The sequence below is a fragment of the Bradyrhizobium sp. 1200_D9_N1_1 genome, from assembly GCF_052075915.1.
In the GTDB taxonomy this organism is placed as follows: Bacteria; Pseudomonadota; Alphaproteobacteria; order Rhizobiales; family Xanthobacteraceae; genus Bradyrhizobium; species Bradyrhizobium diazoefficiens.
Genome location: NZ_CP197226.1, coordinates 7262640 through 7289627, shown reverse-complemented (window position 1 = coordinate 7289627; position 26988 = coordinate 7262640). Strand labels below are relative to the sequence as shown.

At 66.3% G+C, this 26988-nt stretch carries 24 protein-coding genes; 11 read left to right on the top strand and 13 right to left on the bottom strand.

What is annotated here, in order from left to right; translation table 11 throughout:
• Positions 1-125 precede the first annotated feature (125 nt).
• From AB5K84_RS34790 to AB5K84_RS34775, 4 genes are all read right to left on the bottom strand, one after another.
• Positions 126-1103 (bottom strand): small ribosomal subunit Rsm22 family protein, encoded by a 978-nt coding sequence (locus tag AB5K84_RS34790; RefSeq protein ID WP_038967972.1) that lies wholly within the window; start codon positions 1101-1103, stop codon positions 126-128.
• Positions 1104-1212: 109 nt separating this feature from the next.
• On the bottom strand, positions 1213-4677 hold the full coding sequence (gene smc / locus AB5K84_RS34785) for a chromosome segregation protein SMC (protein WP_011085283.1): 3465 nt from the start codon (positions 4675-4677) through the stop codon (positions 1213-1215).
• Between the two features lie 218 nt (positions 4678-4895).
• Positions 4896-5552 (bottom strand): DsbA family protein, encoded by a 657-nt coding sequence (locus AB5K84_RS34780; protein WP_038967973.1) that lies wholly within the window; start codon positions 5550-5552, stop codon positions 4896-4898.
• Between the two features lie 127 nt (positions 5553-5679).
• The gene (locus tag AB5K84_RS34775) at positions 5680-6171 is read right to left on the bottom strand and encodes a DUF721 domain-containing protein (protein ID WP_011085285.1); all 492 of its coding nucleotides are present in this window, start codon (positions 6169-6171) and stop codon (positions 5680-5682) included.
• Positions 6172-6332: 161 nt separating this feature from the next.
• Between AB5K84_RS34775 and mutY the strand changes: the two genes are divergently transcribed.
• From mutY to AB5K84_RS34760, 3 genes are all read left to right on the top strand, one after another.
• Complete coding sequence (mutY, locus tag AB5K84_RS34770) at positions 6333-7451, top strand: A/G-specific adenine glycosylase (RefSeq protein ID WP_063921414.1); 1119 nt, start codon at positions 6333-6335, stop codon at positions 7449-7451.
• 52 nt (positions 7452-7503) lie between these two features.
• Positions 7504-7923, top strand: coding sequence for a PaaI family thioesterase (locus AB5K84_RS34765; protein WP_011085287.1), 420 nt, complete (start codon positions 7504-7506; stop codon positions 7921-7923).
• A 384-nt stretch (positions 7924-8307) separates the two neighbouring features.
• Positions 8308-8745 carry a cupin domain-containing protein gene (locus AB5K84_RS34760; RefSeq protein ID WP_011085288.1) on the top strand — a complete coding sequence of 146 codons (438 nt, stop codon included), beginning with the start codon at positions 8308-8310 and terminating at the stop codon, positions 8743-8745.
• A 41-nt stretch (positions 8746-8786) separates the two neighbouring features.
• Here AB5K84_RS34760 and AB5K84_RS34755 read toward each other — a convergent pair whose 3' ends face one another.
• On the bottom strand, positions 8787-10073 hold the full coding sequence (locus tag AB5K84_RS34755; RefSeq protein WP_011085289.1) for a flavin-dependent oxidoreductase: 1287 nt from the start codon (positions 10071-10073) through the stop codon (positions 8787-8789).
• Positions 10074-10201: 128 nt separating this feature from the next.
• Here AB5K84_RS34755 and AB5K84_RS34750 point away from each other — a divergent pair, with 128 nt between their 5' ends.
• Positions 10202-10822 (top strand): glutathione S-transferase family protein, encoded by a 621-nt coding sequence (locus tag AB5K84_RS34750; RefSeq protein ID WP_011085290.1) that lies wholly within the window; start codon positions 10202-10204, stop codon positions 10820-10822.
• A gap of 196 nt (positions 10823-11018) precedes the next feature.
• Here AB5K84_RS34750 and AB5K84_RS34745 read toward each other — a convergent pair whose 3' ends face one another.
• Positions 11019-11936, bottom strand: a complete 918-nt coding sequence (locus AB5K84_RS34745) for a LysR family transcriptional regulator (protein ID WP_441232721.1) — start codon at positions 11934-11936, stop codon at positions 11019-11021.
• Positions 11937-12027: 91 nt separating this feature from the next.
• Between AB5K84_RS34745 and AB5K84_RS34740 the strand changes: the two genes are divergently transcribed.
• From AB5K84_RS34740 to AB5K84_RS34725, 4 genes are all read left to right on the top strand, one after another.
• The gene (locus AB5K84_RS34740; RefSeq protein WP_038967975.1) at positions 12028-12471 is read left to right on the top strand and encodes a nuclear transport factor 2 family protein; all 444 of its coding nucleotides are present in this window, start codon (positions 12028-12030) and stop codon (positions 12469-12471) included.
• Between the two features lie 53 nt (positions 12472-12524).
• Positions 12525-12692, top strand: coding sequence for a DUF1127 domain-containing protein (locus AB5K84_RS34735; protein ID WP_082901080.1), 168 nt, complete (start codon positions 12525-12527; stop codon positions 12690-12692).
• A 349-nt stretch (positions 12693-13041) separates the two neighbouring features.
• Positions 13042-15051: a HAMP domain-containing methyl-accepting chemotaxis protein gene (locus tag AB5K84_RS34730; RefSeq protein WP_063921416.1), complete on the top strand. Its 2010-nt coding sequence runs from the start codon at positions 13042-13044 to the stop codon at positions 15049-15051.
• Between the two features lie 426 nt (positions 15052-15477).
• Positions 15478-17487 carry a methyl-accepting chemotaxis protein gene (locus AB5K84_RS34725; RefSeq protein ID WP_063921417.1) on the top strand — a complete coding sequence of 670 codons (2010 nt, stop codon included), beginning with the start codon at positions 15478-15480 and terminating at the stop codon, positions 17485-17487.
• A 70-nt stretch (positions 17488-17557) separates the two neighbouring features.
• On the opposite strand, the gene AB5K84_RS34720 is transcribed toward AB5K84_RS34725, so the two are convergent.
• The 3 genes from AB5K84_RS34720 to AB5K84_RS34710 all read right to left on the bottom strand — a co-directional run bounded on the left by AB5K84_RS34720 (position 17558) and on the right by AB5K84_RS34710 (position 20044).
• Positions 17558-18244: a glutathione S-transferase family protein gene (locus AB5K84_RS34720; RefSeq protein WP_063921418.1), complete on the bottom strand. Its 687-nt coding sequence runs from the start codon at positions 18242-18244 to the stop codon at positions 17558-17560.
• Between the two features lie 132 nt (positions 18245-18376).
• Positions 18377-18703, bottom strand: coding sequence for a hypothetical protein (locus AB5K84_RS34715; protein ID WP_028175588.1), 327 nt, complete (start codon positions 18701-18703; stop codon positions 18377-18379).
• Between the two features lie 210 nt (positions 18704-18913).
• On the bottom strand, positions 18914-20044 hold the full coding sequence (locus tag AB5K84_RS34710) for a site-specific DNA-methyltransferase (RefSeq protein ID WP_011085296.1): 1131 nt from the start codon (positions 20042-20044) through the stop codon (positions 18914-18916).
• 413 nt (positions 20045-20457) lie between these two features.
• On the opposite strand from AB5K84_RS34710, the gene ypfJ reads away from it, so the two are divergent.
• Both ypfJ and moaB read left to right on the top strand, forming a co-directional pair.
• Complete coding sequence (gene ypfJ, locus AB5K84_RS34705; protein WP_011085297.1) at positions 20458-21399, top strand: KPN_02809 family neutral zinc metallopeptidase; 942 nt, start codon at positions 20458-20460, stop codon at positions 21397-21399.
• A 258-nt stretch (positions 21400-21657) separates the two neighbouring features.
• The gene (gene moaB / locus AB5K84_RS34700; protein WP_038965931.1) at positions 21658-22221 is read left to right on the top strand and encodes a molybdenum cofactor biosynthesis protein B; all 564 of its coding nucleotides are present in this window, start codon (positions 21658-21660) and stop codon (positions 22219-22221) included.
• A 210-nt stretch (positions 22222-22431) separates the two neighbouring features.
• Here moaB and AB5K84_RS34695 read toward each other — a convergent pair whose 3' ends face one another.
• From AB5K84_RS34695 to AB5K84_RS34685, 3 genes are all read right to left on the bottom strand, one after another.
• Complete coding sequence (locus tag AB5K84_RS34695) at positions 22432-22572, bottom strand: hypothetical protein (protein WP_157839392.1); 141 nt, start codon at positions 22570-22572, stop codon at positions 22432-22434.
• A complete protein-coding gene (locus AB5K84_RS34690) occupies positions 22572-23546 on the bottom strand; it encodes a bifunctional helix-turn-helix transcriptional regulator/GNAT family N-acetyltransferase (RefSeq protein ID WP_011085299.1) in 975 nt (324 codons plus the stop codon). The genes AB5K84_RS34695 and AB5K84_RS34690 overlap by 1 nt, the downstream gene beginning before the upstream one ends.
• Positions 23547-23623: 77 nt before the next feature.
• Positions 23624-24199 carry a glycosyl transferase gene (locus AB5K84_RS34685; RefSeq protein ID WP_011085300.1) on the bottom strand — a complete coding sequence of 192 codons (576 nt, stop codon included), beginning with the start codon at positions 24197-24199 and terminating at the stop codon, positions 23624-23626.
• 332 nt (positions 24200-24531) lie between these two features.
• Between AB5K84_RS34685 and AB5K84_RS34680 the strand changes: the two genes are divergently transcribed.
• Entirely contained in the window at positions 24532-25371 is an 840-nt protein-coding gene (locus tag AB5K84_RS34680) for an RMD1 family protein (protein WP_028175591.1), read from the top strand.
• On the opposite strand, the gene AB5K84_RS34675 is transcribed toward AB5K84_RS34680, so the two are convergent.
• On the bottom strand, positions 25365-26981 hold the full coding sequence (locus AB5K84_RS34675) for a PEP/pyruvate-binding domain-containing protein (protein WP_011085302.1): 1617 nt from the start codon (positions 26979-26981) through the stop codon (positions 25365-25367). The two genes, AB5K84_RS34680 and AB5K84_RS34675, sit on opposite strands and share 7 nt — an antisense overlap.
• Positions 26982-26988: the final 7 nt, after the last annotated feature.

The window sequence follows — 26988 nt, the reverse complement described above, 5'->3', positions numbered from 1 at the left end:
AGGGGATTTAAGGCGGGCGCAGCCTAGACCAAAATGGCGCAGGGCGAGAGCCCCGGCGCAGAGGGGAGGTAAGGCTTGGTCGGATCAGGAACCATCCGAGTTCAAGGCAAAAGCGCCGATCGAGGTTAACTTTCGGCAATGACGGCGTCGCCCCAGCGCCAGCGCCGGGCACTTGCATAGGCGGCCTTGTCGCGCCGTGGGATCTTGGCGAGTCCGACATCGTCCCCGGTGCAAAGCTTCGCCGTGATTTCGGCCTTGCCGACATCCGGCGGCGCCAGCACGCGGGCGGCGCGCGTCGCGGGCGGCGTGCGGGTCAGGGCGACGTAGATGAAGCGCTCGTCCTCGAACGGCACGTCGGCGCCCTTGATCTGGCGGTGGGCCTGGGAGCGCGGCAGGCGCTGGGAGAAATGGCACCAGTCGGGCGCAATCAGCGGGCATGGCCTTTCGTGCGGGCAGGGCGCGGCGACGTAAGCGCCGGCTGCGATCATCTGCTGGCGCAGCGCGAGGATGCGCGCGTAGCCGGCCGGCGTGCCGGGCTCGATCACGACCAGCGCATGGCGCGCTTTCGCCCACATCGTTTCCGCGAGTTTGCGTTGATCGGCCTCACCGAGCTCGCCGATGATGTAGCTTGCGACGACGAGATCGGCTGGCGAGACCTCGGCAAGGTTGCCGCCGGCATCGCCGGGCAAATAGCGGCAGCCCGCCAGACGCGTGCTGTCATGCGCGAGTTCGAGGGCAAGCCGGCTCAGGGTGGCGTTGGCGTCGAGCAGGGTGAAGTCCTGCAGCGAGGGAAACGCCTCCGCGGCGGCCCAGCTTGCGGTGCCTGGACCTGCGCCGACGTCGAGCAGCGTCACCGGGGCGAAGTCCGGCGCGATCTCGGTCAGCGCATTCAGGCTCGCCGCCACCGCCGCGTAGGTGGCCGGCATCCGCGCCAGCGCATAGGCGAGCGCATCGGCTTCGGACTTGATCGTGCCGGAGCCGCCGCCGGCGCGATAGGTGTTCGAGATCTTCTGGGAGCGCTGTGCCGCGTCGCTGCGCGAAAAGCCCTGGAGCTTGCCGTCGAGGGCGGCCTTTAGCTCAGCGGGAAGCGTGGGCGAGATCATTTTCATTCGCCGTCATTCCGGGGCGCGCGGAGCGCGAACCCGGAATCTAGAGATGGTGGCGCCAGATTCCGGGTTGCTGCGCAGCGCCCCGGAATGACGGCCAAAAACGTCACGCCACGTTCTGGTCGAGAATGTCCACCGCCTCTGAGAGGCTCACCGACACGAGTTGCGAGACGCCGCGCTCGGCCATGGTGACGCCGAACAGGCGGTTCATCCGCGCCATCGTGATCGGGTTGTGCGTGATGATGATGAAGCGCGTGTCGGTCGAGCCGGTCATCTCGTGCAGCAGGTTGCAGTACCGTTCGACGTTGTGGTCGTCGAGCGGTGCGTCGACTTCGTCCAGCACGCAGATCGGCGAAGGATTGGTGAGGAACACGGCGAAGATCAGCGCCATCGCGGTCAGTGCCTGCTCGCCGCCCGAGAGCAGCGACAGTGTCTGCGGCTTCTTGCCCGGGGGCTTGGCGATGATTTCGAGGCCGGCCTCCAGCGGGTCGTCGCTCTCGATCAGGTGCAGTGCGGCCTCGCCGCCGCCGAACAGCTCGACGAACAGGCGCTTGAAGTGGTTGTTGACGACCTCGAACGAGGTCAGGAGGCGCTCGCGCGCTTCCTTGTTGAGGCTCTGGATGCCCTGGCGCAGCCGCTTGATGGCTTCGACGAGGTCGTCGCGCTCGGTGACGAGGCCGGTGTGCTGGGTCTCGACCTCGCGCAGCTCTTCCTCGGCGCGCAGGTTGACTGCGCCGAGGCGCTCGCGGTCGCGGCGCATCTTTTCGAGGTCTTCCTCGATGTCGTGCAGCGGCGGCAGCTCCGCGCCGGGCTCGATCTCGGCAAGGCCGGCGACGGCCTGCGGCTCGACCTCCAGCATGTCGCGGATCTCGCGCTCGATGTCCTCGAGCCGGCGCCGCGCGCCTTCCATGCGCTCCTCGGCGCGGGCGGTGGCCTCGCGGGAGCTGGAGAGCGCCTCGAGCGTCAGCTTCGCGACGCGGTCGGTCTCCGCCATCGCGCTTTCCGCGGTGGCGAGCGCGTCGGCGGCCATGCGGCGGTCGTTTTCCGCGTATTCGATCTCGGTGATCAGTGCGCTGCGCTTCTCTGCGAACACGGCGGGGGCGTTTTCGAGCTCGCTGCGCTCGATCGTGAGTTCGGCGATGCGGGCCTGGATGGTGTCGATGTGGGAGGCCGCGCTCTCCTTGCGGTTCTGCCACTCGGTGCGCTCGGCGAGGATTGCCTGCACGCGGCGGTCGGCCAGCTCGGCCTCGCGCGCCAGCGCCTGCGCCTCGGCGCGGACCTGGGCGGCCATGCGGCGATGGGCTTCGATGTCGCTGCGGACGGCGGCGAGACGGGTCTCGGTGTCTTCGCTCGACGGCAGCTCGCTGATGCCGGCCTCGGCGTATTCGTAGGCGGCTTCGGCCTCGGCGCGGTCGGCGGCGAGACGGCTGTGCGCTTCCGACAGCGTCGCCTTGCGCGCGGCGTGGCGGCTGATCTCGCGCTCGGCCGTGGCATGGCGCTCGCGCGCGACGTTCAGCTCGCGCTGCGCGGCGCGCCAGGCTTCGCGGCTCGCGCCTTCGGTGCTGGCCGCAATCTGCAGTTCGGACTCGGCATTCTCCAGCGCCTGGCGCTTGATCTGCGCGTCGATGCGGGCCTGCTCCAGCTCGTTCTCGATGTCGACGAGGCGCGCGCGCTCGGCAAGGCGGCGTGCGGCGCCGGTCGGGGCGTGGGCCGCCGCGACGAAGCCGTCCCAGCGCCAGACGTCGCCCTCGGGCGAGACCAGCCGCTGGCCGGTCTTGAGCTGCGAGACCAGCTCGGCGCCGCGCTCGCGCGGCACCACGCCGATCTGCGCCAGGCGGCGGGCCAGCTCGGCCGGGGCCTGCACATGGTTCGCGAGCGGCACCACGCCTTCGGGCAGCTCCGGATCGCCGTCGGTCTCGCCGACATTGGTCCAGCGCATCGGCGCCGACGGGTCGATCGGCGCATCGAGATCGTCGCCGAGCGCGGCGCCGATGGCCTTTTCAAACCCCTTGTCGACGGTGATGCCGTCGATGATCGGCGGCCACAGGTTCTTGGTTTCGCCGTTGACGATCTTGGAGATCGTGCGCGCCTCGGTCTCGAGCCGCTGCACGCGCTTGTCGGCTTCGTTCAGCGGCGAGCGCGAGGATTCCAGCGTCTGGCGCGCGGCGACGTGCGCGGCTTCGCTCGCCTGCGCCGCGGCCTCCGAGGCCGCCAGCGTCTGCTCGGCGGTCTCGACCGTCGCGGTCAGCTCGTCGAGGTCGCCGAAGCCGCCCGTTTCATCGGCAAGCTTCTGCTCCTCGGCGGTGACGTTCGCGATCTCCTGGTCGAGCCGGGCGAGCTTGTCGCGGTGGGTGCGGACATTGGCTTCGAGCTGGTTGCGCTTGGCGGTGAGGTCGGCGAGCGCCGTGGTGAGCTCGGCGAACTGCTGCTCGGTTTCGGTCAGCACCGCCTCGGCTTCGCCGACGCGCTCGTCGACGCCGGAGCGCTTCTCGACGCGCGACTTGATCTCTTCCTTCAGCTCGGCGTCTTCGCTGTCGAGGCGCTGGAGCGCGACGTCGGCGTCCATGGTTTGTTGCTGAGCACGGGAAATGTCGCCTTCGAACTGGGCGAGGCGGCGTTCGAGCTCGGCGACGCGCTCCTTGGCGCGCTCTTCCTCGCGGTCGAGCAGTTCGCGGGCATTGGTCAGGCGCTGGAGCCCGGCCGCGGCGCGCGCCTCGGCATCGCGCAGCGCCGGCATCTCGGCGGCGCGGATCGCCTGGATGCGGGCGGCTTCGGCCTGGTGCTGGGTGCGCTCGGCCATCTCGCGCACGGCAAGATCGTGGGTCTGGCCGGATTCGTTGACGTCGGCATGGGCGCCGATCCAGCGCAGATGGAACAGGGTGGCTTCGGCCTTGCGGACCTTGGCGGCGACCTCGCGATAGCGCACGGCCTGGCGGGCCTGCTTCTTCAGGCCTTCCATCTGGCCGGAGAGCTGGCCGATCACGTCCTCGACGCGGGTGAGGTTGGTTTCGGCGGCCTTCAGCCGCAGCTCGGCTTCGTGGCGGCGGGCATGGAGACCCGCGACACCGGCGGCGTCTTCCAGCACGCGGCGGCGCTGCTCCGGCTTGGCCTGGATGATCTCGCCGATCTTGCCCTGGTGGACGAGGGCGGGCGAGCGCGCGCCGGTGGCGGCGTCGGCGAACAGGATCTGCACGTCGCGGGCGCGCACGTCGCGGCCGTTGATGCGATAGACCGAGCCGGCCTCGCGCTCGATGCGGCGGGAGATCTCCAGAAGCTGGCTGTCGTTCATCGCCGCCGGCGCGGTGCGATCGGCGTTGTCGATCGTCATCGTCACTTCGGCGTGGTTGCGCGCCGGACGGTTGCCGGATCCGGCGAAGATCACCGCGTCCATGTCGGCGGCGCGCAGCGATTTGTACGAGGTCTCACCCATCGCCCAGCGCAGCGCTTCGACGAGATTCGACTTGCCGCAACCGTTGGGTCCGACCACGCCGGTCAGGCCGGGCTCGATGACGAAGTCCGTGGGCTCAACGAAGGACTTGAAGCCGTGAAGGCGCAGGCGGGTGATTTTCATAAGCACGCATCTCTGTTGGCAGGCGCGAATCCCCCTGCCGGGACAATACCATGGAAGGCAATGTCGCTATCCGGGCGAGTCGCGCGAGGCGCCTCATGCGGCTGGACAATGGCCGCGGTGCGCCGCGAGGGCAACCGGCGAAAGCCGCTTTTCCCAAGGGATTTATCCCGGGAATGATACGGCTTTCGAGATGCGAATCAGGCGTTGAGGGCGAAGAATCAGCTCTTCAGCAGCGGATTGATCTTCTTGGCGAATTCCTCGAACGAGGCCTCGCCCTTGATCTTCTCGCCGTTGATAAAGAAGGTCGGCGTCGAATCCACCTTCAAAACGTCGCTGGCGTATTTCTGGTCGGCGGCGATCTTGTCGAGCAGCGCCTGGTCCTTCAGGCAGGCTTCGACCTGCTGCTGGGTGAGGCCGGCCTGCTTGCCGATCCGCGTCAGGGTCTCGGTGGTGTTCTTCATCACCCAGTCGTTCTGCTGCCGGAACAGCATGTCGGTGACAGCGAAGTATTTCGGCGCATCGCCATTGGCGATGCAGCGCGACAGCATCGAGCCGGCGGCGGCTTTGATGTCGAGCGGGAACTCGCGGAAGACGTAACGGATCTTGCCGGTGTCGATGTATTCCGCCTTGATCTTGGGGAACACCTGCTCGTTGAAGGCCGCGCAATGCGGGCAGGTCATCGAGGCGAATTCGGTGATGGTGACGGCGGCGTCCTTCGGGCCGAGCGCCATGTCGGGCAGCGACACGGGCTTGGCCACGTCACCGGCGGCCTGCGCCATGGCGTCGGAGATGAACCGCAATGGGGAGAACCCGGCGACCGCGGCAAGCCCGGTCAGCGACAGCATCGTGGTGAAGGCGCGGCGGGTGATGATCAAGGTCGGCTCCCGGATTGGCGTGGTCTTGCCCGAAGTTCCCATTTGGGCGGCCTGTCGCTAGCTTGAAACGTCGTTTGAGGCAATGGCGGGCCGCGGGAACGGGTCCAGATTGACCGCGAAATGAGGCTCAATTTCGCTTGATGGCCGCCCCGAGCCGCGCCAGCGCCGACTTGAGCTGTTCATCTTCGATGTCCCCGAGGGTCTCCTCCACCTTGGCGACACTCTTGGGGTCCGGCGGGCCCGGCCGGACCGGCCGCTTGGCGCGCGACAGGGGGGCCTGGCGGAAGGCGAGCTTGCCGACCGCGCTCCAGCCGAAGAAGCGGTTGACCCGTTCCAGGATCACATCCGCGGAATGCTGGATCTCCAGCGCCATCGGCCCCTCGACCCGCAGCACGAGCGTGGCCGGCTCCTGCGGCTGGCCCTCGACCGGTCGCGGCCATTGCATCTTGAGGGGCTCGGCATGCGCCGCGATCTCCGCCCCGGCAATCTGCGCCCACCGCGTCACCAACTCGCGCGCGGCAAAGCCCTGTTTGGCGTACGCCTCGGCAAAGACGTCGTTGAGCAGCAGCGAGAGCGGCTTGGCGCTGATGGGGCCCGGCTTGGGCGGGAATTTGGACATGGACCCTTATAGCACTGCGGCGTGAGAGCCACAGGCTCTTCGCCGTCATGGCCGGGGCTCGCCCCGGCCATCCACGTTCTCTTGCGAAGAAAGACGTGGATGCCCGCGACAAGCGCGGGCATGGCGTGGAGAGGTCGGTGCGTTGTCGTTACAGTGGGAGCATGAGCCCCAAATCCGCCCTGAAGGCGAAATCGGAACCCAGTCAGCCGGAGACCGCATCGCGCCCCTTGGCGCTGCTCGCCTGGTATGACCGCCACCGCCGCCACCTGCCGTGGCGGGCGGCGTCTGGTGAGGCATCGGACCCTTACCGCGTGTGGTTGTCCGAGATCATGCTCCAGCAGACCACGGTAAAGGCGGTCGGCCCTTACTTCGAAAAATTCGTCGCGCGCTGGCCGGATGTCACCGCGTTGGGACAGGCTTCGCAGGACGACGTGCTGCGGATGTGGGCGGGGCTCGGCTATTATTCCCGTGCGCGCAATCTCCATGCCTGCGCGGTCGCGGTGACGCGCGAGCATGGCGGCGTCTTTCCCGACACGGAGGAGAGGCTGCGCGCGCTGCCGGGCATCGGGCCTTACACTGCGGCCGCGATCGCCGCGATCGCCTTCGATCGCCGCACCATGCCGGTCGACGGCAATATCGAGCGGGTGGTGTCGCGCTTGTTCGCGGTCGAGGAGGAACTGCCGCAATCAAAACCGCTGATCCAGCAACTGGCGGCGACGCTCCTTGCCGACGCCCGCGCCGGTGATAGCGCACAGGCATTGATGGATCTCGGCTCTTCGATTTGCACGCCGAAGAAGCCGGCCTGCTCGCTGTGTCCGCTGAACGATGATTGCATCGCACGCGCGCAAGGCACGCAGGAGAGTTTTCCGCGCAAGACGCCGAAGAAGAGCGGGACGCTGCGGCGCGGCGCTGCCTTCGTCGTGACGCGCGGCGACGAACTGCTGGTCCGCAGCCGGCCCGAAAAGGGCCTGCTCGGGGGCATGACGGAGGTGCCGGGCTCGGACTGGCTCGCCGGTCAGGAGGACGCGACGGCGAAGCAGCAGGCGCCTGCGCTGAAGGGCCTGTCGCGCTGGCAACGCAGGGTGGGCGTCGTCACCCACGTCTTCACGCATTTTCCGCTGGAACTGGTGGTCTATACCGCCAAGGCAGAAGCTCGCACGCGGGCACCCGCGGGCATGCGCTGGGTGCCGATCGCGACGCTGGCCGGCGAAGCGCTGCCCAACGTCATGCGCAAGGTGATCGCGCACGGATTGCGCCTCCCGCCGGCCCCATCCTCCTGACACCACGCTGGCAGCAGGGCCGCGTTAACAGGGGCGACACGGAGGCTCCCCAATGGTCAAGACCGCGCTCGACAACTTTCCCAGGCCGCCCTGTGCCGAGCTGCTGGGATGGCGCCTGCTCGATGCCCGTCCGGAGGACGGCTGGATCAAGCTCGGCTTCGAGGGCAAGCCCGAATTCTGCAATCCGGCCGGCTTCATCCAGGGCGGAATGCTCTCGGCCATGCTCGACGACACCATGGGCCCGGCCGTGCTGGTGATGAGCGAGGGCCGGCTCTACACCACCACCATCAGCATGACCGTGAACTTCCTGAGCCCCGCAAAGCCCGGCCCGATCATCGGCGAGGCGACGGTGACGCAACTCGGCAAGACCATTGCCTTCGTCGAGGCCAGGCTGATGACCGAGGACGGCACCGTGCTTGCCACCGCGACCGCGAGCGAGCGGCTGCTGGAAGCGGCGAGAGTGGTTCGCTGATCCAGGTGCGGCGGGCCCATTCTGCTCGAATAGGAGGGGATGCCTCGCGCAGCGCGGAAGCGGACAGAGATCTACCCGCGCGTGCAATCGCAGAATTTGCTCGCGAATTCCTTGCGCACGCAATGAGCGTGCGGCTCGTTGTCGGCTCTAGCAACGCGAGCATTTGACTCGCGCATATTGTCGCAGCCCGCAGAGAAAACAGGTGGATCCGCGCAATCCGCAGGCGAATCGCGACGGTCGAGGCGCCATCGACGTGACTTGCGGCAAATTGACCAATTCATATTTTTGGCGGAAACTTTGAATGTTGCTGCCCCGATAAAAATTTCACAAACCTGAACGGGATGATTGTCAAGCTGCGCGTTATTTGAGGCCTTGAGGTGAGTCATGGCGCTTGCGCTTATTGAGACCGGTCACACCAACGTCGATCTTAAACCGTCCCCGATTGAGCCATCCTGGATCATTGAAGGAAATCCGGAAGCGCGCTCGCACCTGCTGTCAACCAGCGCGTGCGGCACCGCCACGACCCTGATCTGGTCCTGCACCATGGGCAAGTTCAACTGGTACTACGATCTCGACGAGACGATCATGATCCTTGAAGGATCAACGGTGATCGAGAGCGATGGCATGCCACCGAAGCGCTACGGTGTCGGCGACGTTGTCTTTTTCCGCGAGGGCGCGCACGCCAAATGGCACATCGAAGACTATGTGAAAAAGGTCGCCTTCCTGCGCCAGACCAATCCCGTCGGGCTCGGTTACGCTATCCGTGCCATCAACAAGCTTAAGCGCATGTCGTCAACCTTGGGCGGTCGTCGCTCCACCTAACTCGCACCCGTCAACGGCATTGCGGAGTGTGAAGCAACGACCTAGGTGCTCGCGCCTCTCGCATCGGCGCGCCGCGGCACGATCGGCGGCTTGGCATTCAGCGCCTCGACCTGGAACCCCGCGACGCGCTTGTAGTTCGCGGCGATGTCTTCCAGCTCGTGCTGCGACAGCACGTCGGTGACGACCTCAAAGCCGTCGGGCGCGCGCTCTTCGACCAGTTGCATCACCTGCTCGGGTCCGTTCTTGCGGTTGAGCAGGACGAGGTCGGTGGTCGCCGGCCTCCGCTCGGCCTCGTAGGCGAGCAGCGCTGCCTGCGTCGGGCCATGCGCCAGGATCTCGCGGGCGATGACGCGGGCATCGAGGATCGCCTGCGAGGCGCCGTTCGATCCGATCGGGTACATCGGATGCGCGGCATCCCCCATCAGCGTGACGCGGCCGAACGTCCACTGTGACACCGGATCGCGGTCGACCAGCGGATATTCGTAGGCGTGCGGGCAGTTCCGGATCAGGCCGGGCACGTCGAGCCAGTCGAACTGCCAGCTCTCGAACCACGGCAAGAACTCCTCCAGCCGCGCGGTGCGGTTATAGTCCTCGCGTCGCCACTGGTAGGTCGGCGGCATGTGGCGCTCGGCGACCCAGTTGATCAGATGGTTGCCCGCCGCATCCGGCACCTTGCTGATCGGATAGCAGACGAATTTCAGGATCTCGTGCCCGGCCATGATCATGGTGCGGCCGGTGAGGAATGCCTTTGCCGGCGTCACGCCGCGCCAGAGGATGCGGCCGTTCCAGATCGGCGGGCCTTCATCGGGATAGAGCTTTTCTCGTGCGGCGGAATGGATGCCGTCGGCGGCGATCATGATCGCGCCTTCGTAGGTGCCTGCGGCCTTGCCGGTCGCCTTGTCGATGAAATCGGCGCGGACGCCGTCCGCTGTCTCGGTCCAGCCGGTCAGATGATGGCTGGTGAGGATGCTGTCGCGGCCGAGCCGCTCGATTGCGGTGTCGAGCAGGAGCTGCTGCAGCGTGCCGCGATGGATCGAGAATTGCGGCCATTTGTAGCCGGCCTCCAGCCCGCGCGGCTCACTCCAGATCGGCTTGCCGTGCTTCGAGAAGTAGGCGAGCTCGCTTGTGCGCACGCCGCTGGCATCGAGCTTGTCGATCAGCCCGAGCTCGATCAGCTCGCGCACGGCATGCGGCAGCACGTTGATGCCGACGCCGAGTGGTTTCAGCTCCGCGACGCTCTCGAACACTTTTACGGGAACGCCGATTCCGTGCAGGCTGAGCGCAAGCGTTAGCCCGCCGATGCCGCCGCCGGCGATGAGTACCGTCATGACAAAGCCCCTCCGATTGCGGGCGTCTTGGCACAGGCGGGCGGATGTGGGCAACTGCGAAGAGGATGTCGTGCTATGGACCTCGGGGCCGACAGTCGTTAATTTCCAATTTTCCCATGAGGTCCGACATGCTCAAGCTCTACTACGCCACCGGCACCTGCGCGCTCGCTACCTACATCACCCTGGAGGAGGCCGGCGCCGACTACACGGCTGAACGGCTGAGCTTCAAGGACAATCAGCAGAACAGCCCGGACTATCTCGCCATCAACCCGAAGGGCCGCGTGCCCGCGCTGGTGACCGACCGCGGCGTCCTGACCGAGACGCCGGCGATGCTGGCCTATATCGCGCAGACCTTTCCCAAGGCGAAGCTCGCGCCGCTCGACGATCCCTTCGACTTCGCCCAGGTGCAGTCGTTCAATTCCTATCTCTGCTCGACCGTGCACATCAACCATGCGCACAAGATGCGCGGCGCGCGCTGGGCGACACAGGAGAGCTCGTTCGCCGACATGAAGGCGATGGTGCCGAAGACCATGGGCGCCTGCTTCGCCCTGATCGAGCAGAAGATGTTTAGGGGGCCGTGGGTGATGGGCGATCAGTTCACGATCTGCGATCCCTATCTTTACACCCTGTCGACCTGGCTCGAAGGCGACAGCGTCGACATCAACGCCACGCCGAAGATCGCCGATCATTTCAAGCGGATGTCGGAACGGCCTGCCGTGCGCAAGGTGATGGACGCGCAGAAGGCGTAAGAACGGCCACATATTCCCCTGTCGTCCCGGGCAAGCGAAGCGCAGACCCGGGACCCATAACCCCAGGGAGAGGTTTCGGCGCGAGCTGACAGCCACGAGTCTTCGCCAAACAGCGCCCTGGGGTTATGGGTCCCGGATCGGCGCGCGCTTGGGGCGCGCTTGTCCGGGACGACACCGTGCTTGTTGAAGCTGCATCCTATCCGGCCCTCCGCTTCTCCAACTCCCGTCCCGTCTCCAGCATCAGCCGCCGCAGCCAGATCGAGCCGGAATCCATCTGCGCGCGGGTCGGATAGAACATGAACTGCTCGTCGATGCCGGGGTCGAGCGGTGGGGTCACGGTGTCGAGGCCGAGCTGCCTCGACAGCGCCGCGATCAGCCGGCGCGGCACGAAGGCGACAAGGTCGGTGCGGGCGGCGACGTGCAGCGCTTCGAGATAGCCTGACACGACGAGTGCAATGTGCCGCTCGATGCCCTTGGCTCGCAGCCAGGTGTCGATCAGATCCTCACTATTGCCCCGGATGATCACGCCGACATGGCGCGCGGCGAGGAACGTCTCGCGCCGCTTCAGCTTGGCTCCCATGGGATGGCCGCGCCGCACCGCCAGCGCGTCGCTGTCGGTGTAGAGCAGCTGGCGGTGAAAGCCCTTGAAGGCGTTGCCGATCGAGATCACGAGGTCGATGGTGCGGGCGAACTCGGCGTGGAAGATCGCAGGCCCCCGCCACGGCACGACATCGACGCGAACGTTGGGCGCGGCCCGCGTCACTTTCTCCATCAAGGGCGGCATCAACAGCTCGACCGCGAGGTCCGGCATCATCAGGCGGAATTGCCGTTCGCTGCGCGCGGCGTCGAATTCATCCGGCACGAACAGCCCGCGCACCTGATCGAGCGCCTGTGCCAGCGGCGCGCGCAGGGCCTGTGCCCGCGGCGTCAGCTCCATGCGCGCGCCGGTGCGCACCAGCAGCGGGGCGCCGAAGATGTCGCGCAGGCGTTGCAACGCGTGGCTCGTCGCCGGCTGTGACAGGCCGATCCTCATGGCCGCGCGGCTGACATTGGCTTCGCGCAGCAGCGCGTCGAGTGCGGTCAAGAGGTTCAGGTCAAGCGAATTCAAATTCATGAGGCGAATAGATATCATATTGGCTATCGATTTGAAGAATGCTGATCGGCGGACGATGATCTCCCCGACGCCACCACACGGAGATGCCGCCATGAGCGCTGCCGCCAACAAGAAACTGATGCAGGATATTTTCGCCGCCGCCGCCAACCCCGATCCGGGCGCGCGCGACCGCGCCCTGTTCACCGCAAGCCTCGCCGACGATGCCAGATGGGTCGTGACCGGCCAGTATTCCTGGTCGCGCACCTTCACCGGCAAGGAAGCGATCCTCAACGATCTGCACGGCTATGTGCGCACCCGCCTGCGCGACCGGACGCGCACCGTTGCCCACCGCTTTATCGCCGATGGCGACATCGTCGTGGTCGAAGCCAAGGGCGACAACGTCACGCCGGAAGGCGTGCGCTACGACAACGATTACTGCCTGGTGTTTCGCCTGGAGGGCGGCAGGATCAAGGAGATCCGGGAATATTGCGACTCGGTCCTGACCGAGAAGGCGCTCGGCCCGTTTCCGCAAACACCCGCGAGGGCCGCGAGCTGACCGGATTGATCGACGTCGCGCCGACCGACCGACCCGGTCCGTTACGGCCGTCAATGGTCGTGCGGGCCTGGCGGACGCTGGTGGAGATCATGCGGATCGGGCGGGAGCGGTCCCGGGCCCGGTGCCAGCTCGCTGCCATGACCGAGCGGGAGCTGCAGGACTGCGGGATGACCCGGTCGGAGATTGCGTACGAGCTGCATAAGCCCCGCCGGCGAAGTTAAGATCGGAAGGCGTTGCCTCGCCCCCGCTGGAAGCGGTCGAGAACGCGCTTGGCAAAATGACGCAGGGGCGGCCTGACGAACGTCCATCGGGACGCTCCATGCAGCGATCTGCATGCGCCTGCGGGCCTTGCGCCAAAACCTTGCGCAACTGCCGATAAAATCAGCAGTTCTGCTGCGATCCTTCGCGCGCACGCGCGAAGGATTAGAAGGTTCAATTAACGAGTGTCCCCCATTGTGTCGCGGTGCAGCGTGGGTCGCCGAGCAACGACCCACGGCTGCCAGGGTGGCCGGTGACGATCGCCGGACGTTCGGCCGCTCGAATTCACATGCATCTGGGTGGACAGTGGGAATGCCGAAATTTCGTTTGCGGATCAGGGGACGCCTGTACGCAGGCTTCATGGCCTTGGTGGCGGTCGGTCTCGTGATGGCGGTGGTCGCCATCTGGAACTTGCGGGCCGTGCAGGATCAGGTCGCAAAACTCTCGGCGTTCTCGGACAGCACGGCGCGGGTTCTGGAGATCTCGACCCATCTCCAGGCGATCCAGCGGGCCAATCTGCGCTACATCTACGACGCCAGCGAACCTGCGATGAAGGAAGCTTCTGAACGGGAAGCCGCGGCGACCGAGCTGTTGAAGGTCGGAGCGCAGGGGACGGCCTCCGAGGAGCGGCGTAAGCTCTACGAAGATCTCATCACCGACATCGCCAGGATGCGGAGCCTGCGTGACAATCTCGGCGACGCCGTCAACGAGGCGCGAACCGGCAAGGCGACGCTGTTGCCGAGCGGCGACGAACTGACCGTCAAGATGGGCAAGCTGGTCGATACGGCGCGCGCAGCCGTTGACGAAGACACCGCGGCCCTCGTTGCGGACCTCGAATCCAGGCTCCTTCTCGTCCAGATCGCGAACTGGCGTTTCTTGGCCCTGCGCGACACCAAGGGGCCGGCCAACTTCAGGACGAATGTCGACAGGGCCATGCAGCGGCTCACGGCGCTCGAAAAGAGCCCGCAGGCGACGGAATTGCGCGCCACGCTCGCGCCGGTGAAGACCTCGCTCGGAATCTACAAATCCGCGTTCGAGACGACGTCGGCCGCGATGCTCCAGGCCGACGAGATCTATCACAAGAACCTCGCCCCGCTCATCGTCGAGAGCATCGGCAAGCTCAAGGTCGCCGAAACCACCCTGAAGAAGGACTACAAGGATTCGCGTACCACCGCCGAAGCCGTGATCGAGGGCACGACGTCCGTGCAGGCGATCGCGGGCGGCCTCGCCGTTCTGTTCGGGTTGATCGTCGCCTTCCTGATCGCCCGCAGCATCGTCGGTCCCCTGACCTCGATGACGCGCGCGATGGGGCTGCTCGCCGGTGGCAATCTCGAGGTCGAGATTCCCGGCCGCGGCAAGGCCGACGAGATCGGCGACATGGCCAAGGCGATCGAGGTGTTCAAGAACAACATGGTCGACACCGAGCGCATGCGCGCGGAGCAGGTGGAGGTCGAGGCGCGGCAGGCCGAGGGCCGCAAGAAAGACATGGTCCGGCTCGCCGACCAGTTCGAGCAGGCGGTCGGCGAGATCGTCGACACCGTGTCGTCGGCATCGAACGAGTTGGAGGCCTCGGCCGGCACGTTGACCACGACCGCCTCGCGGGCCCAGGACCTGTCCACGGAAGTCGCCAGCGCCTCACAAGAGGCCTCGGCCAACGTACAGGCGGTTGCCTCCGCGACCGAGGAGCTGTCCTCCTCGGTTTCGGAGATCGCCCGCCAGGTGCAGGAATCCGCCCGCATCGCCAGCGAGGCGGTGGGGCAGGCGAGCAGGACCAACGACCGGGTCGGCGAGCTCTCCAAGGCCGCCGCCCGCATCGGCGACGTGGTCGAGCTGATCAGCACCATCGCCGGCCAGACCAATCTGCTGGCGCTGAACGCCACCATCGAGGCGGCGCGCGCGGGCGAGGCCGGCCGCGGCTTTGCCGTGGTTGCCTCCGAGGTCAAGGCGCTGGCCGAGCAGACCGCGAAAGCGACCGGTGAGATCGGCCAGCAGATTTCCAACATCCAGGCCGCTACCGAGCAATCCGTCGGCGCCATCAGGGAGATCAGCGGCACGATCGAGCGGCTGTCGGAGATCTCGTCGACGGTCGCGGCGGCCGTGGAGCAGCAGGGCGCGGCGACGCAGGAAATCTCCCGCAACGTCCAGCAGGCGGCCCACGGCACCCAGCGCGTCTCGACCAATATCGGCGACGTGCAGCGCGGCGCCTCCGAGACCGGTTCGGCCTCCTCGCAGGTGCTCTCGGCGGCGCGCTCGCTGTCGGCCGACAGCAACCGGCTGAAGCAGGAAGTCGCGAGGTTCCTGAACTCGGTCCACGCCGCCTGATCGGCGCGGGCGTCTCAAGAGCAAAGGTCCACGCGCATGCGCGTGGACCTGCGCGGCGCGGGTGGATCCTTCAGCTCGATCGCGCGGGCAGCTGCTCGATGCCCGGATAAATTCGTCGATACAATTTTGCTGGGCGTGCGACTCGCACTGCGCCCTGGCGCAAACCGCGTCGGACAGTTTCGATTGCCACATTCCTGTTCAGATGATTGCAGACCTGGCGGTGCCCGCCATCTCCGCGGGCATTCTTTCGTGCGATCCTCCGTAGTCGACGCGTGGCAAATGCAGCATTGAATTAAGAAGTATTCTTCATGGTGTCGCGGTGCAGCGCGAATCTCCGAAAGGTGATTGCGGCTGGGCGGGGGGCCGCTGCGACGTCGGGGAGTCGTTCGGTTACTCCATCTCTCTTGCTATGGATGGACGGTGCAGATGCCGAGCTTGCGTTTCAGAATCCGGGGGCGTCTCTACGCCGGATTTTCGGTTCTCGTTGTCGTTGGCTTGATCATGGCCGCGGTCGCGATCTGGAATTTGTGGGCGGTCCAGGGCCAGATGGCGCGGCTATCCGCACTCTCGGACAACACGGCCCGCGTCCAGGAAATCTCGATCAACCTCCAGGCGCTGCGGCGCGCCAATCTCCGCTACATCTATGACGCCAACGAGCCGGCCTTCAAGGAGGCTGCGGAGCGGGAGGGGGCGACGGTGGAGCTGCTGAAGGACGCGGCCAAGTCGACGGTCTCCGAGGAGCGGCTCAAGATCTACAATGGCCTGATCGGTGACGTCGAAAAGATGAAGTCCCTGCGCGAGAGCATGGGCACCGCCGTCAACGAGACGGCGAAAGGCAAGGCTGTTCTGCTCGCCGGCGGGGATGAGCTGACCGCCAATAGCGGCAAGCTCGTCGACGCCGCGCGTGAAACTGGCGATACCAGCGTGACCGCCCCTGTCGCCGATCTCGAATCCAAGATCCTGCTGGTTCGTGTCGCAAACTGGCGCTTCCTCGCCGTCCGGGACGCAAAGGGGCCGGCGACCTTCAGGACCAATGTCGATCGGGCGCAGCAAGCGCTCAAGTCACTGCAGGAGGCCGGTCTGCCGGACGAGGTCAAGGTCGCGTTCGGACCGATCAAGAGCTCGCTTTCGGCCTACAAGGCGGCGTTCGAGACGACCTCCGCCGCAATCCTCCAGGCCGATGAAATCTACCGCAACAGTATCGCTCCCCTGATCGGCGAAAGCGTCGACAAGCTCAAGATGGCGGAGACCGGATTGAAGGCCGACTACCAGAAGTCGCGCGCGGCCGCCGATGGCGTCATTGCCAATACGACCTGGATCCAGGAAGTCGCCGGCGGCCTTGCGATCCTGTTCGGCAGCCTCGTCGCCTTCCTGATCGCGCGCAGCATCGTCGGACCGCTGACCACGATGACCCGGGCGATGGGAGCCCTCGCCGGTGGCGATCTCAAGGTCGAGATTCCGGGCCGTGGCAATCGCGACGAGATCGGCGACATGGCCAAGGCGATCCAGGTGTTCAAGGAGAGCATGGTCGAGACCGAGCGCCTGCGTCACGAGCAGGTCGAGGTCGAGGCGCGGCAGGCCGAGGGCCGCAAGAAAGACATGGTCCGGCTCGCCGACCAGTTCGAGCAGGCGGTCGGCGAGATCGTCGACACCGTGTCGTCGGCATCGAACGAGTTGGAGGCCTCGGCCGGCACGTTGACCACGACCGCCTCGCGGGCCCAGGACCTGTCCACGGAAGTCGCCAGCGCCTCACAAGAGGCCTCGGCCAACGTACAGGCGGTTGCCTCCGCGACCGAGGAGCTGTCCTCCTCGGTTTCGGAGATCGCCCGCCAGGTGCAGGAATCCGCCCGCATCGCCAGCGAGGCGGTGGGGCAGGCGAGCAGGACCAACGACCGGGTCGGCGAGCTCTCCAAGGCGGCCGCCCGCATCGGCGACGTGGTCGAGCTGATCAGCACCATCGCGGGCCAGACCAATCTGCTGGCGCTGAACGCCACCATCGAGGCGGCGCGCGCGGGCGAGGCCGGCCGCGGCTTTGCCGTGGTCGCCTCCGAGGTCAAGGCGCTGGCCGAGCAGACCGCGAAAGCGACCGGTGAGATCGGCCAGCAGATTTCCAACATCCAGGCCGCTACCGAGCAATCCGTCGGCGCCATCAGGGAGATCAGCGGCACCATCGAGCGGCTGTCGGAGATTTCCTCGACGGTCGCGGCGGCCGTGGAGCAGCAGGGCGCGGCGACGCAGGAGATCTCCCGCAACGTCCAGCAGGCGGCCCACGGCACCCAGCGCGTTTCCACCAATATCGGCGACGTGCAGCGCGGTGCCTCCGAGACCGGTTCGGCCTCCTCGCAGGTGCTCTCGGCGGCGCGCTCGCTGTCGGCCGACAGCAACCGGCTGAAGCAGGAGGTCGCCAGGTTCCTGAACTCGGTCCACGCCGCCTGATCGGCGCTGGCGTTTCAAAAGCAAAGGTCCACGCGCATGCGCGTGGACCCGGGTTGAAGGCGTGGCGCGATCAGGCGACCTTGGTCATCATGTGCTTGAACATGTTGGCGCGCGCTTCGTCGTCCATCTCGGCCTTGAAGGTGAACTTGTCCTTCAGCCCGATCGCGCGCACAGCCGCAGGGCGCGCCGAGATCTCGTCGACCAGGCGCTTTACGTTCGGATATCGTGCAAAGGCGTCGTCGCCGAGCTTGAATGGCACCATCCGCGCCCAGCCCCACAGCGCCATGTCGACGATCGAATAGCTGTCGCCGACCATGTAGCGGTGGTCTTTGAGGTGGCCGTGGAGAATCTTGTAGTGGCGATCGGTCTCGTACTGATAGCGGTTATGGGCGTAGTCGTGGTTCTGATCCTTCGGCGCGAAATGCTTGAAGTGCACGGCCTGGCCCGAATACGGGCCGACGCCGGTGGCGATGAACATCAGCCATGACAGCGTCTCGCCGCGCAACGACGCGGCGGGCAGGAATTTTCCGGTCTTCTCGGCGAGATAGAGCAGGATGGCGTTCGAGTCGAACACGATCGTGCCGCCGTCGTCGATCGCCGGCACCTTGCCGTTCGGATTGATCTTGAGGAAATCCGGCGTGAACTGCTCGCCCTTGCGGGTGTCGATCTTCACCGGCTCGAAAGGAAGGCCGGACTCTTCGAGATAAAGCGCGACCTTGGTCGGGTTCGGCGAACCGTTGAAATAGAATTTGAGCATCACACATCTCCCCAGTGTTTCTTGCCGAGAGTGAACGCAGCGTCATCGCCGCGGGGTCGGCCTGTCTTGCCTGAAGCTCGTCGGGGAGGGCAACCGGCGAGTTTGCCGGGCGGTACCTGCGCGCCGCGCAGATCAGCCGGCGTAACAAAGGCCGATCGCCGCCGTAATAATCATCCCGGCGCCGACGGCTTCCAGCCGCAGCCCGAGCCGCGCGGCAAGATGCATGTCGGAGGCCCGTGCCGATCGCTCCGATCCGCGCGAGTAGCCGTGCACGATGACGTCGTGATTGAAATCGTCGTGCGCCTCGTTGCTGCTGGCGAGCCCGACGCAGACCACGAGCACGCCGAACAGAGCGAGGCCGAAAAATCCCAGCAGCGCGATCAGGAACATCGGAAACATGCCGAGCAGGAAGATCGGCAGCAGCGGCACCAGCAGCAAGGTCTCGGACTGTCGTCGCATGAGAGCCAACCGGTCAGGACGGGGCTGATCGGTCGAATCTAGTCCTGGTTCCGCTGGCTTTCAACCACCGCTGTCACTCCGGGCGCGCCTCTTGGCGCGAGCTATGATGCGCAATTGCGCATCTGAGAGTCCATTGGGCGGCGTGTGCTTGGGTTCGATGGATTCCGGTTCTCGCTTCGCGAGCCCCGGAATGACGGAGGAGAGGGAGGACTACTCCGCCGCCATGCCGGAGCGGATCTCGGCGCGGAGCTCGTCGATCAGCTTGAGACCCTTCTTGGTCTCGACGTGCCAGAAGGTCCAGCCGTTGCAGGCCTGCGCGCCCTGCGCCACCGCGCCGATGCGGTGGATCGAGCCGACCTTGTCGCCGAACATGATGGCGCCGTCGGCGCGGACCAGTGCGCCGAGCTTCTTCTTGGCGTCGAACAGCTTCGTGCCGGGCATGATCATGCCGCGCTCGATCAGCTCGGAGAACGCGACCCGCGGCGCCTCGCGCGCGGTCATGAACGGGGCAAGGCTTGCCTCCGGCAGCGGCTCGACCGCGGCGATGCGGGCCTCGGCGGCCTTGGCGTAGGTCTTGTCGCGCTCGAAGCCGATATAGGAGCGGCCGAGACGTTTGGCGACGGCGCCGGTGGTGCCGGTGCCGTTGAAGGGGTCGATCACGAGATCGCCGGGCTTCGATGACGACAGCAGCACGCGCGCGAGCAGGCCTTCCGGCTTCTGCGTCGGATGCACTTTCTTGCCGTCGGCGCCCTTGAGGCGCTCCTCGCCGGTGCAGAGCGGGATCAGCCAGTCGGAACGTGCCTGCACGTCCTCGTTGGCGGCCTTCAGCGCTTCGTAGTTGAAGGTGTAGCCCTTGGCCTTCTCGTCGCGCGCGGCCCAGATCATGGTCTCGTGCGCGTTGGTGAAGCGGCGGCCGCGGAAGTTCGGCATCGGGTTGGTCTTGCGCCAGACGATGTCGTTCAGGAGCCAGAAACCGAGGTCCTGCATGATCGCGCCGACGCGGAAGATGTTGTGATAGGAGCCGATCACCCAGATCGTCGCCGACGGCTTCATCGCGCGGCGGGCGGCAAGCAGCCAGGCGCGGGTGAAATCGTCATAGGCGGAGAATGAATCGAACTTGTCCCAGTCGTCGTTGACGGCATCGACATGGGATTCGTCGGGGCGCTTCAGATCGCCCTTGAGCTGGAGATTGTACGGCGGATCTGCGAACACCAGATCGACCGAACCAGCCTGAAGCTTCGACATCTCGGCGACGCAATCACCGAGGATGATGCGATGCGACGAAGACTCAAAATTTGTGCGGGGCGCCCTTGCAGACGCCCCGCGACGCGACTCTACCATGACTCAAGAACTCTGACTCAGGCGACGCTGTCGGCGACGCGGGACCAAACAACCGACTGACCGTTACATTGAAGGGGCAAAGTAAAAATCGACTTAATCCGCCGCTTTCGTGTGCAGGCCTCGCATCGCGCGTCGTGCGTGGTTCGCTGTTCGCATTCGCCGAGTTTTACAGTGTATTTCTCGTTTCTTCGCGCTGCGGGAGCCGCTGGAGCTGCGAAACGACTCCAAATTTCTCTCGGAAAAAATTGCTCAACCCTCGGAAAAAATTGCTGGCATCGGCATGCTGTCGCACTAGGCAATAATTGCCGAGCGGGATATTGATAAAGGCAACGGAAATTTTACGTATGTGGCGCGTTGAGCTTTGTCGCATTTGCGCCCAATTGACGCCATCAAGGACTTAAGGGAAGCCCGCCATGCGCTACGATGATTTCCGCCGCAGCGACGACATCGAGGATCGTCGCGACGAAGGCGGCGGCGGGTTTGGCGGCGGCGGAGGCGGCGGGTTTGGCCTGCCCATGGGCGGCGGCGGGCTCGGCATCGGCACCATCATCGTGCTCGGCCTGATCGGCTACGCCTTCGGCATCGATCCGCGCATCCTGATCGGCGGCGCCGAGATCCTCACCGGCGGCGGCCAGGCGCCGAGCTACCAGACCGATCGCCAGTCGACGTCGGCCAAGCGCGGCGCGCCGACCGACGAGATGGGCAGCATGATCTCCGGCATCCTCGGCGAGATCGACGACCGCTGGAGCGAGATCTTCCAGGCCAGCGGCCAGTCCTACACCGGTCCGAAGATCGTGCTGTTCCGCAACGCCACCAATGGCGGCCGCTGCGGCATGGCGCAGTCGGCGATGGGCCCCTTCTACTGTCCGCCGGATCGCACCATCTTCCTCGACACCGGCTTCTTCCGCGAGGTCGAGACGCGCTTCCGCGGCTGCTCCGGCAAGTCGGCCTGCAATTTCACCACCGCCTACATCATCGCGCATGAAGCCGGCCACCACATCCAGAACCTGCTCGGCATCATTCCGCGCGTGACGCGGCTTCAGCAGCAGGCCGGCAGCAAGGCCGAGGCCAACGCGCTCCAGGTCAAGGTGGAGTTGCAGGCGGACTGTCTGTCCGGCGTCTGGGTCAACCGCGAGGCGAAGAAGCGTCCGAACTTCCTGGAAGCCGGCGACATCGACGCCGCGCTGACCACGGCCAGTGCGATCGGCGACGACACGCTCCAGCGTCAGGCCACCGGACGCGTCGTGCCCGATTCCTTCACCCATGGCTCGGCCGCGCAGCGCAAGCAATGGTTCATGACCGGCTACCAGCAGGGCACGGTCCAGGCCTGCAACACGTTCGGCGGCGGGTCGTAGTACACTGGACTTCGTGCCCCGGACGTAGCGCAGCACGAACTATGATGCCCAATTGCGCATCCGGGAATGCAGGAGTAGTGGCGTCATCCTGAGGTGCTCGCCTCTTCGGCGAGCCTCGAAGGATGGCGAGCTCCCGGCCCATCCTTCGAGGTGCGCCCTTGCGGTGCGCTTGCGCCGCAAGAGCGCGCACCTCCCGAGCGAACGCAAATGCGTTCGTCCGGGGATGACGGCGGTGGCCGGGGAAACAGGAGTGAAGTCGTGGCCTCGATCGACGAAGCAAAACAGTTCATCCCGCTCAACATCGCGGTGCTGACCGTCTCCGACACGCGCGCGCTCGCCGACGACAAGTCCGGCCAGACGCTGGCCGACCGCCTCACCGGCGCGGGCCATCATCTTGCCGCGCGCGAGATCGTCACCGACGACGTCGAGGCGATCCGCGCCGTCATCCGCCGCTGGATTGCGGATAGCGGCGTCGACGTCGTCATCACCACCGGCGGCACCGGCTTCACCGGGCGCGACGTCACGCCGGAGGCGATCGAGCCCTTGTTCGAGAAACGCATGGACGGTTTCTCGATCGCATTCCACATGCTGAGCCACGCCAAGATCGGCACCTCGACGATCCAGAGCCGCGCCACCGCGGGCGTTGCCGGGGCAACCTACATCTTCTGCCTGCCCGGCTCTCCCGGCGCCTGCCGCGACGGCTGGGACGGCATTCTCGCCGCTCAGCTCGACTACCGCACGCGCCCCTGCAATTTCGTCGAGATCATGCCGCGCCTCGACGAGCATCTGCGCCGGCCGAAGGCGCAAGGCGCGACTGCGTAGTTGCCGGCGTTGACGCTTTCTTCCCTTCTCCCCCTTGTGGGAGAAGGTGGCGCGAAGCGCCGGATGAGGGGTTCCCTCCGCGGAGACCTGTGCTCGCGGAGACATACCCCTCACCCAACTGAGCCCGCGTCTACCGGCGTCGCTGCCCTCTCCCACAAGGGGCGAGGGCATCGCGATGCGCATCTCGCTCTTTGCGACACTCGTTCTCGACTAGAATTTGTTGGTCAGCGAACTCCACACCATCAGCCACATCTGCCGGCACGCCTCCGCGTGCAGGCGTCGCGCCCGGCGCTTGTAGAGATCGACGAGCTCTCCGGTGATGCGGTGCGCGGATTGGTGCCGCTGGTGCATCAGAGATCGCGCTCCCAGGTTTCGCCGACGAGGTTCTGGCCGAAGCTGCGGTGCGGCTCGGTGGCGACCAGCTTGAAGCCGGCATCCTGATAGATTTTTCGCGCGGCTGTGAGATTGCTCTGCGTCCACAGTGTCATCCGCCGATAGCCGCAGGCCCGTGCGAACGAGACGCATTCGGCGACCAGCCGCTGGCCGAGACCCTGTCCGCGTGCGGCGGGGTCGAGCAGCAGCAGCCGCAGCTTGGCGACGTCGTCGCTGGCCTTCACCAGGAACACCGAGCCGACCGGGCGGCCCTCGATGTCGGCGATCCAGCAGCGCTCGCGCGAGGCATCGTAGGAGGTCATGTATTTGGCGACGATCTCGGCCACCAGCGCCTCGAAGCCGGAATCGAAGCCGTATTCGCCGGCATAGAGCGCGCCGTGGCTCTGCACCACCCAGCCCATGTCGCCGGGGCGGGGATCGCGCAGGATCGCGCGCGGCGCCGGCGCGCGCGGCAAAGCGAGCAGCCGCTCGATCGTCTCCATCGCTCCGGTGAGCCGCCTGCGCTCCTCGTCCGGCAGCGGCCGCAGCATCGCGGCGACGTCCTCCTGGGACGAGCGCTCCAGCTTGGCGAAGGCCTGGCGGCCCTTTGCGGTCAGGCTGAGCTGAACCTGCCGGCGGTCGCTGGCAAGCGGCTTGCGCGCGATCAGGCCGCTCTCGTCGAAATTCTGCACGATGCGGCTGAGATAGCCGGCGTCGAGCCCGAGCGCGATGCCGATCTCCTTGGCCGATTGCTCGCCTCCATGGGCGAGCTCGTAGAGCACGCGGGCCTCGCTCAGCGAGAACGGGCTCTTCAGGAGCTGCTGGTCGAGAACGCCGAGCTTGTGGGTGTAGAAGCGGTTGAAGGCGCGGACCGCCTGAACCTGGTCGTCGGCGACCTGTCCGGCCGCAGCGCTTGATGACGACGAGCTTGATGGCAGAGGGCTTGACGGCATGGGTCACCTCAATATTTGCCATTGTCAAACAATTATTTGACGTTGGCAAGTATCAAGGGCGAGTCTAAAAAGTGACTTCAGCCGACCATGACGATCCGGCTGCGCAGCATGGTTCGGGACGAGCGGCCGAGCCGGCGCAGCAGCCGCGCCTCGGAGCGGCGGGCCTGGGGCGGGTAGCCGCCGATCCGGTCGTAATGGTCACGCGCGATCAAAAGTCCCTGATCGCCGAGCGGGCCGACCAGCTTGCGGGCCACGGCGCGGAGCATGTCGCGGAATCCGGTGTCGGCGTAGGGCGAGCGGGCGTAGCGGAACACCGCCGCGCGGTCCCGGCCGCTGCTCGCGACGGCCTGGATGAATTGGGTGGTCTCCTCGATCCAGCCGGTTTCCAGCACCGCGCCTGCGGGCAGGAACATCAGCCAGGCCGACCGGGCCTGGAGCGCACCGGCGGCCAGCGCCGCGCCCTGCGAGGATCCCTCGAAGCCGATGAAACGGCAGCCGGCGACGTCGGCCACGCGCTCGATGACGCCGTTGCGGGTGCCGTCGACCAGGAGCACTTCCCGGACGATGCCCGCGGCGGCGCCGGGGACCAGCGCGGCCAGAGTTGCGACCGCCGTCTGCTCGACGCCCTCGGTCGGAATGATGACGCTCAGCATGGTTGAGGCTTCGATGTCCGCACTTCGGGAGAAGCGTAACTTGTTATGATGTTGTCATAAACACGCGGCAATGCCGAGTGCAACTTTTCGGCGGGGGCTCCGCCGTTCGATGGTAAACTGCCAGAGCCATCGCATCCAAAGATGTCCCGCGCGGGATGGCAATGTTGCTGAATATTTCGGCGCAGCTTTGTCTTGACCGTATTAACCCGGAGTTTCGTTCCGATCTTGCGCGCCACGCAGGCGGATCGCAATCCTACGAGAGGAGGATGCGAGCGGAACGACGCCCGGGAACGGGAAAAGCAGGCAATCCATTGTGCTGAAGAGGGCTTCGTATGACTGCCGATCAACTTGCTGTTAGCGCGCCGTCGACATCTCCCAGGCCGGCCGCCGCGCCGACCTTGCGGATCCGGGCGCTGATGCTGGGCGACCGCATCAATGCTTCGGGCCTCGAGCTCGGCGCGCTGGTGTCGTCGACGCCGGCCGCCTTCCGCGTCCATGCCGGCCTTGCCGTGATCTTCCGCTACGGCGTCGTGGTGCTGATCGGCCTGTTGCCTTCGGAGGAGAAGGTGCTGATCGACAGCCTGAAGCCGCGCGTGATCGGCGAGCTCAGCCCCTATGAGGAAGAGACCGCGCAGGCGCAGCTCTGCAACGACGAGAACGCCGAGGTGATCCAGCCGGGCGGGCCGATCTGCCTCGCCAAATTCTCCGACGACCGGTTGCTTCTGGTTGCCGACGCGCTCGCCAAGAGCACGTCGCTGGCGCGCGACGAACGGCGTGTCGCGGCCGTGTTCGACGTCATCGAGCCGTTCGCGCGCGAGCTCGCCGAGCGCGGCCGCACGCCGCGCCGGCGCAGGGCCATTCTGCAACTGATCGGCAACGCGCTGCTGGTGCAGCAGCGCGTCGCCGGCCGCGTCGCCGTCGCCGAGAAGCCCGACGTGCTCTGGGAGAAGCCCGAGCTCGACCGGCTCTATGCCCGCCTCGAAGACGAGTACGAATTGAAGGAGCGCCTCGACACGCTCGAGCGCAAGCTCACCGCCGTGTCCGAGACGGCCAATGCGCTGACAGACATCATCGACACCGAGCGCTCGTTGCGTCTCGAGATCGCCGTGGTGGTGCTGATCCTGATCGAGGTCGCGATCGGGTGTATCCAGATCTTCGCCGGCATTCACTGAGCCGCGGCGGCGCGTGCCGGCGGATCGAGGTCGCCGGCCTGCGATTGCCATTTCGCGATCTCGGCGAGTTCGGCGTCGGGGCGCGTCTCCACCGTGCGGCAGCGTCCGAGATAGAGTTGTCCCGCATCGCCCTCGATCGTGATCCAGTCGCCCTCCGACAATGTCGCGTCGGCAAGCTGGGCCTGCCGCGAGACAGGATCGATCTTCAGCGCGTGACAGCCGACCACGCAGGGCTTGCCCATCTGCCGCGCCACCAGCGCCGCATGCGAGGTCCGCGCGCCGACCGCCGTGACGATGCCGGCCGCCACCGCGAAGCCTGCGACGTCCGCGGTGCTGGTGTCGGGACGCAGCAGGATGACCGGATCGCCTGTGGCCGACAGGCGCTGGGCGCTTTCGGCGTCGAAGACCGCGCGGCCGACGCCGATGCCCCCGGACGCGCCGATGCCGATCGCCGCCGGCTCGCCCGCGCAGACCAGTGCGGTCGCGGCGAGCGAGGCGAGGTCGATCCCGGCGATCCGCTCCAGCGCCTCGTCCTGCGTGATCAGCCCCTCATGCACGAGGTCGATCGCGATCCTGACCGCCGCACGCGGCGTTCGCTTGGCCGCGCGCGTCTGGAGGATCCACAGCCTGCCATCTTCGACGGTGAACTCGACGTCCTGCACGTCGCAAAATTCACGCTCGAGCCGCTTCAGGATATCGCCAAGCTCGGCTTCGGTCCGCGGCAGTGCGCGCACGATCGCATCCTCGGCGTCGGGGGAGCGGCGCCCGGACACGACGTCCTCGCCCTGCGCATCGAGCACGAGATCGATCATCGGGCGCGGTGCGCCGGTCGAAGGATCGCGCGAGAAGGCCACCCCGGCACCCGATGCCAGCCCGCCATTGCCGAACACCATCGCCTGCACCGTGACGGCGGTGCCCTGGAGCCCTTCGAGTTGCTGGAGTTTCCGATAGGTCTTCGCCCGCTCGCTCGTCCAGGACCGGTAGACGGCTTGCGCCGCGGCCTCGAGCTGCGCGACCGCATCCTCGAGCCACCCATCGGCGTGATCCTCGACCAGCGCCTGTTCGTCGCCGGCAAGCCGCTCCAGCGCTTCGCTGTCGAGCGCACGATCGTTCTCGGCACCTTCGGCCTCGACCAGTTCCGAGATGCGGGCCGCGAATGCGGCGGCGTCCAGCCCGAGCACCGTCTCGCCAAAACTCTCCAGGAAGCGCCGCCGGCAGTCCCAGGCGAGCCGCGGCCGGCCGGTCGCACGGATCAGGCCGTGCACGGCATCCGACGTGCAGCCGACATTGAGCACGGTGTCGAGCATGCCCGGCATCGATCGGGCGGCGCCCGAGCGCACCGAGACCAGCAGCGGCAGCCGCCGGTCGCCGAACCGCCTTCCGGTCGCGCTCTCCAGGAAGGCAATTCCTTCCTTGAGCCCGTCGCTCAGATGACGCTCCGCATGCGCGTGCCCCGCGATGATGTCGGCGCAGAGCTTGACCGGCAGCACGAAAGCCGGCGGCACCGGCAGGCCCAGCGCCGCCATCCGGGCGAGGTTGGCGGCCTTGGCGCCGATCTCCTCGGCGGGACGCAATTCGGTCGCCTCGGCGCCGATACGCACGATATGCATGGTGCTT

Bases quoted from the DNA above. Each gene is read 5' to 3' on its own strand.
- AB5K84_RS34755 (WP_011085289.1), bottom strand. From the start codon at position 10,073: ATGACGGTACTCATCGCCGGCGGCGGCATCGGCGGGCTAACGCTTGCG.
- AB5K84_RS34790 (WP_038967972.1), bottom strand. From the start codon at position 1,103: ATGATCTCGCCCACGCTTCCCGCTGAGCTAAAGGCCGCCCTCGACGGC.
- AB5K84_RS34725 (WP_063921417.1), top strand. From the start codon at position 15,478: ATGCCGAGCTTGCGTTTCAGAATCCGGGGGCGTCTCTACGCCGGATTT.
- AB5K84_RS34765 (WP_011085287.1), top strand. From the start codon at position 7,504: ATGGTCAAGACCGCGCTCGACAACTTTCCCAGGCCGCCCTGTGCCGAG.
- AB5K84_RS34720 (WP_063921418.1), bottom strand. From the start codon at position 18,244: ATGCTCAAATTCTATTTCAACGGTTCGCCGAACCCGACCAAGGTCGCG.
- AB5K84_RS34690 (WP_011085299.1), bottom strand. From the start codon at position 23,546: ATGCCGTCAAGCCCTCTGCCATCAAGCTCGTCGTCATCAAGCGCTGCG.
- AB5K84_RS34750 (WP_011085290.1), top strand. From the start codon at position 10,202: ATGCTCAAGCTCTACTACGCCACCGGCACCTGCGCGCTCGCTACCTAC.
- AB5K84_RS34740 (WP_038967975.1), top strand. From the start codon at position 12,028: ATGAGCGCTGCCGCCAACAAGAAACTGATGCAGGATATTTTCGCCGCC.
- AB5K84_RS34745 (WP_441232721.1), bottom strand. From the start codon at position 11,936: ATGAATTTGAATTCGCTTGACCTGAACCTCTTGACCGCACTCGACGCG.
- AB5K84_RS34710 (WP_011085296.1), bottom strand. From the start codon at position 20,044: ATGGTAGAGTCGCGTCGCGGGGCGTCTGCAAGGGCGCCCCGCACAAAT.
- AB5K84_RS34695 (WP_157839392.1), bottom strand. From the start codon at position 22,572: ATGCACCAGCGGCACCAATCCGCGCACCGCATCACCGGAGAGCTCGTC.
- AB5K84_RS34735 (WP_082901080.1), top strand. From the start codon at position 12,525: ATGGTCGTGCGGGCCTGGCGGACGCTGGTGGAGATCATGCGGATCGGG.
- AB5K84_RS34730 (WP_063921416.1), top strand. From the start codon at position 13,042: ATGCCGAAATTTCGTTTGCGGATCAGGGGACGCCTGTACGCAGGCTTC.
- mutY (WP_063921414.1), top strand. From the start codon at position 6,333: ATGAGCCCCAAATCCGCCCTGAAGGCGAAATCGGAACCCAGTCAGCCG.
- AB5K84_RS34680 (WP_028175591.1), top strand. From the start codon at position 24,532: ATGACTGCCGATCAACTTGCTGTTAGCGCGCCGTCGACATCTCCCAGG.
- smc (WP_011085283.1), bottom strand. From the start codon at position 4,677: ATGAAAATCACCCGCCTGCGCCTTCACGGCTTCAAGTCCTTCGTTGAG.
- AB5K84_RS34715 (WP_028175588.1), bottom strand. From the start codon at position 18,703: ATGCGACGACAGTCCGAGACCTTGCTGCTGGTGCCGCTGCTGCCGATC.
- ypfJ (WP_011085297.1), top strand. From the start codon at position 20,458: ATGCGCTACGATGATTTCCGCCGCAGCGACGACATCGAGGATCGTCGC.
- AB5K84_RS34675 (WP_011085302.1), bottom strand. From the start codon at position 26,981: ATGCATATCGTGCGTATCGGCGCCGAGGCGACCGAATTGCGTCCCGCC.
- AB5K84_RS34760 (WP_011085288.1), top strand. From the start codon at position 8,308: ATGGCGCTTGCGCTTATTGAGACCGGTCACACCAACGTCGATCTTAAA.
- AB5K84_RS34775 (WP_011085285.1), bottom strand. From the start codon at position 6,171: ATGTCCAAATTCCCGCCCAAGCCGGGCCCCATCAGCGCCAAGCCGCTC.
- AB5K84_RS34685 (WP_011085300.1), bottom strand. From the start codon at position 24,199: ATGCTGAGCGTCATCATTCCGACCGAGGGCGTCGAGCAGACGGCGGTC.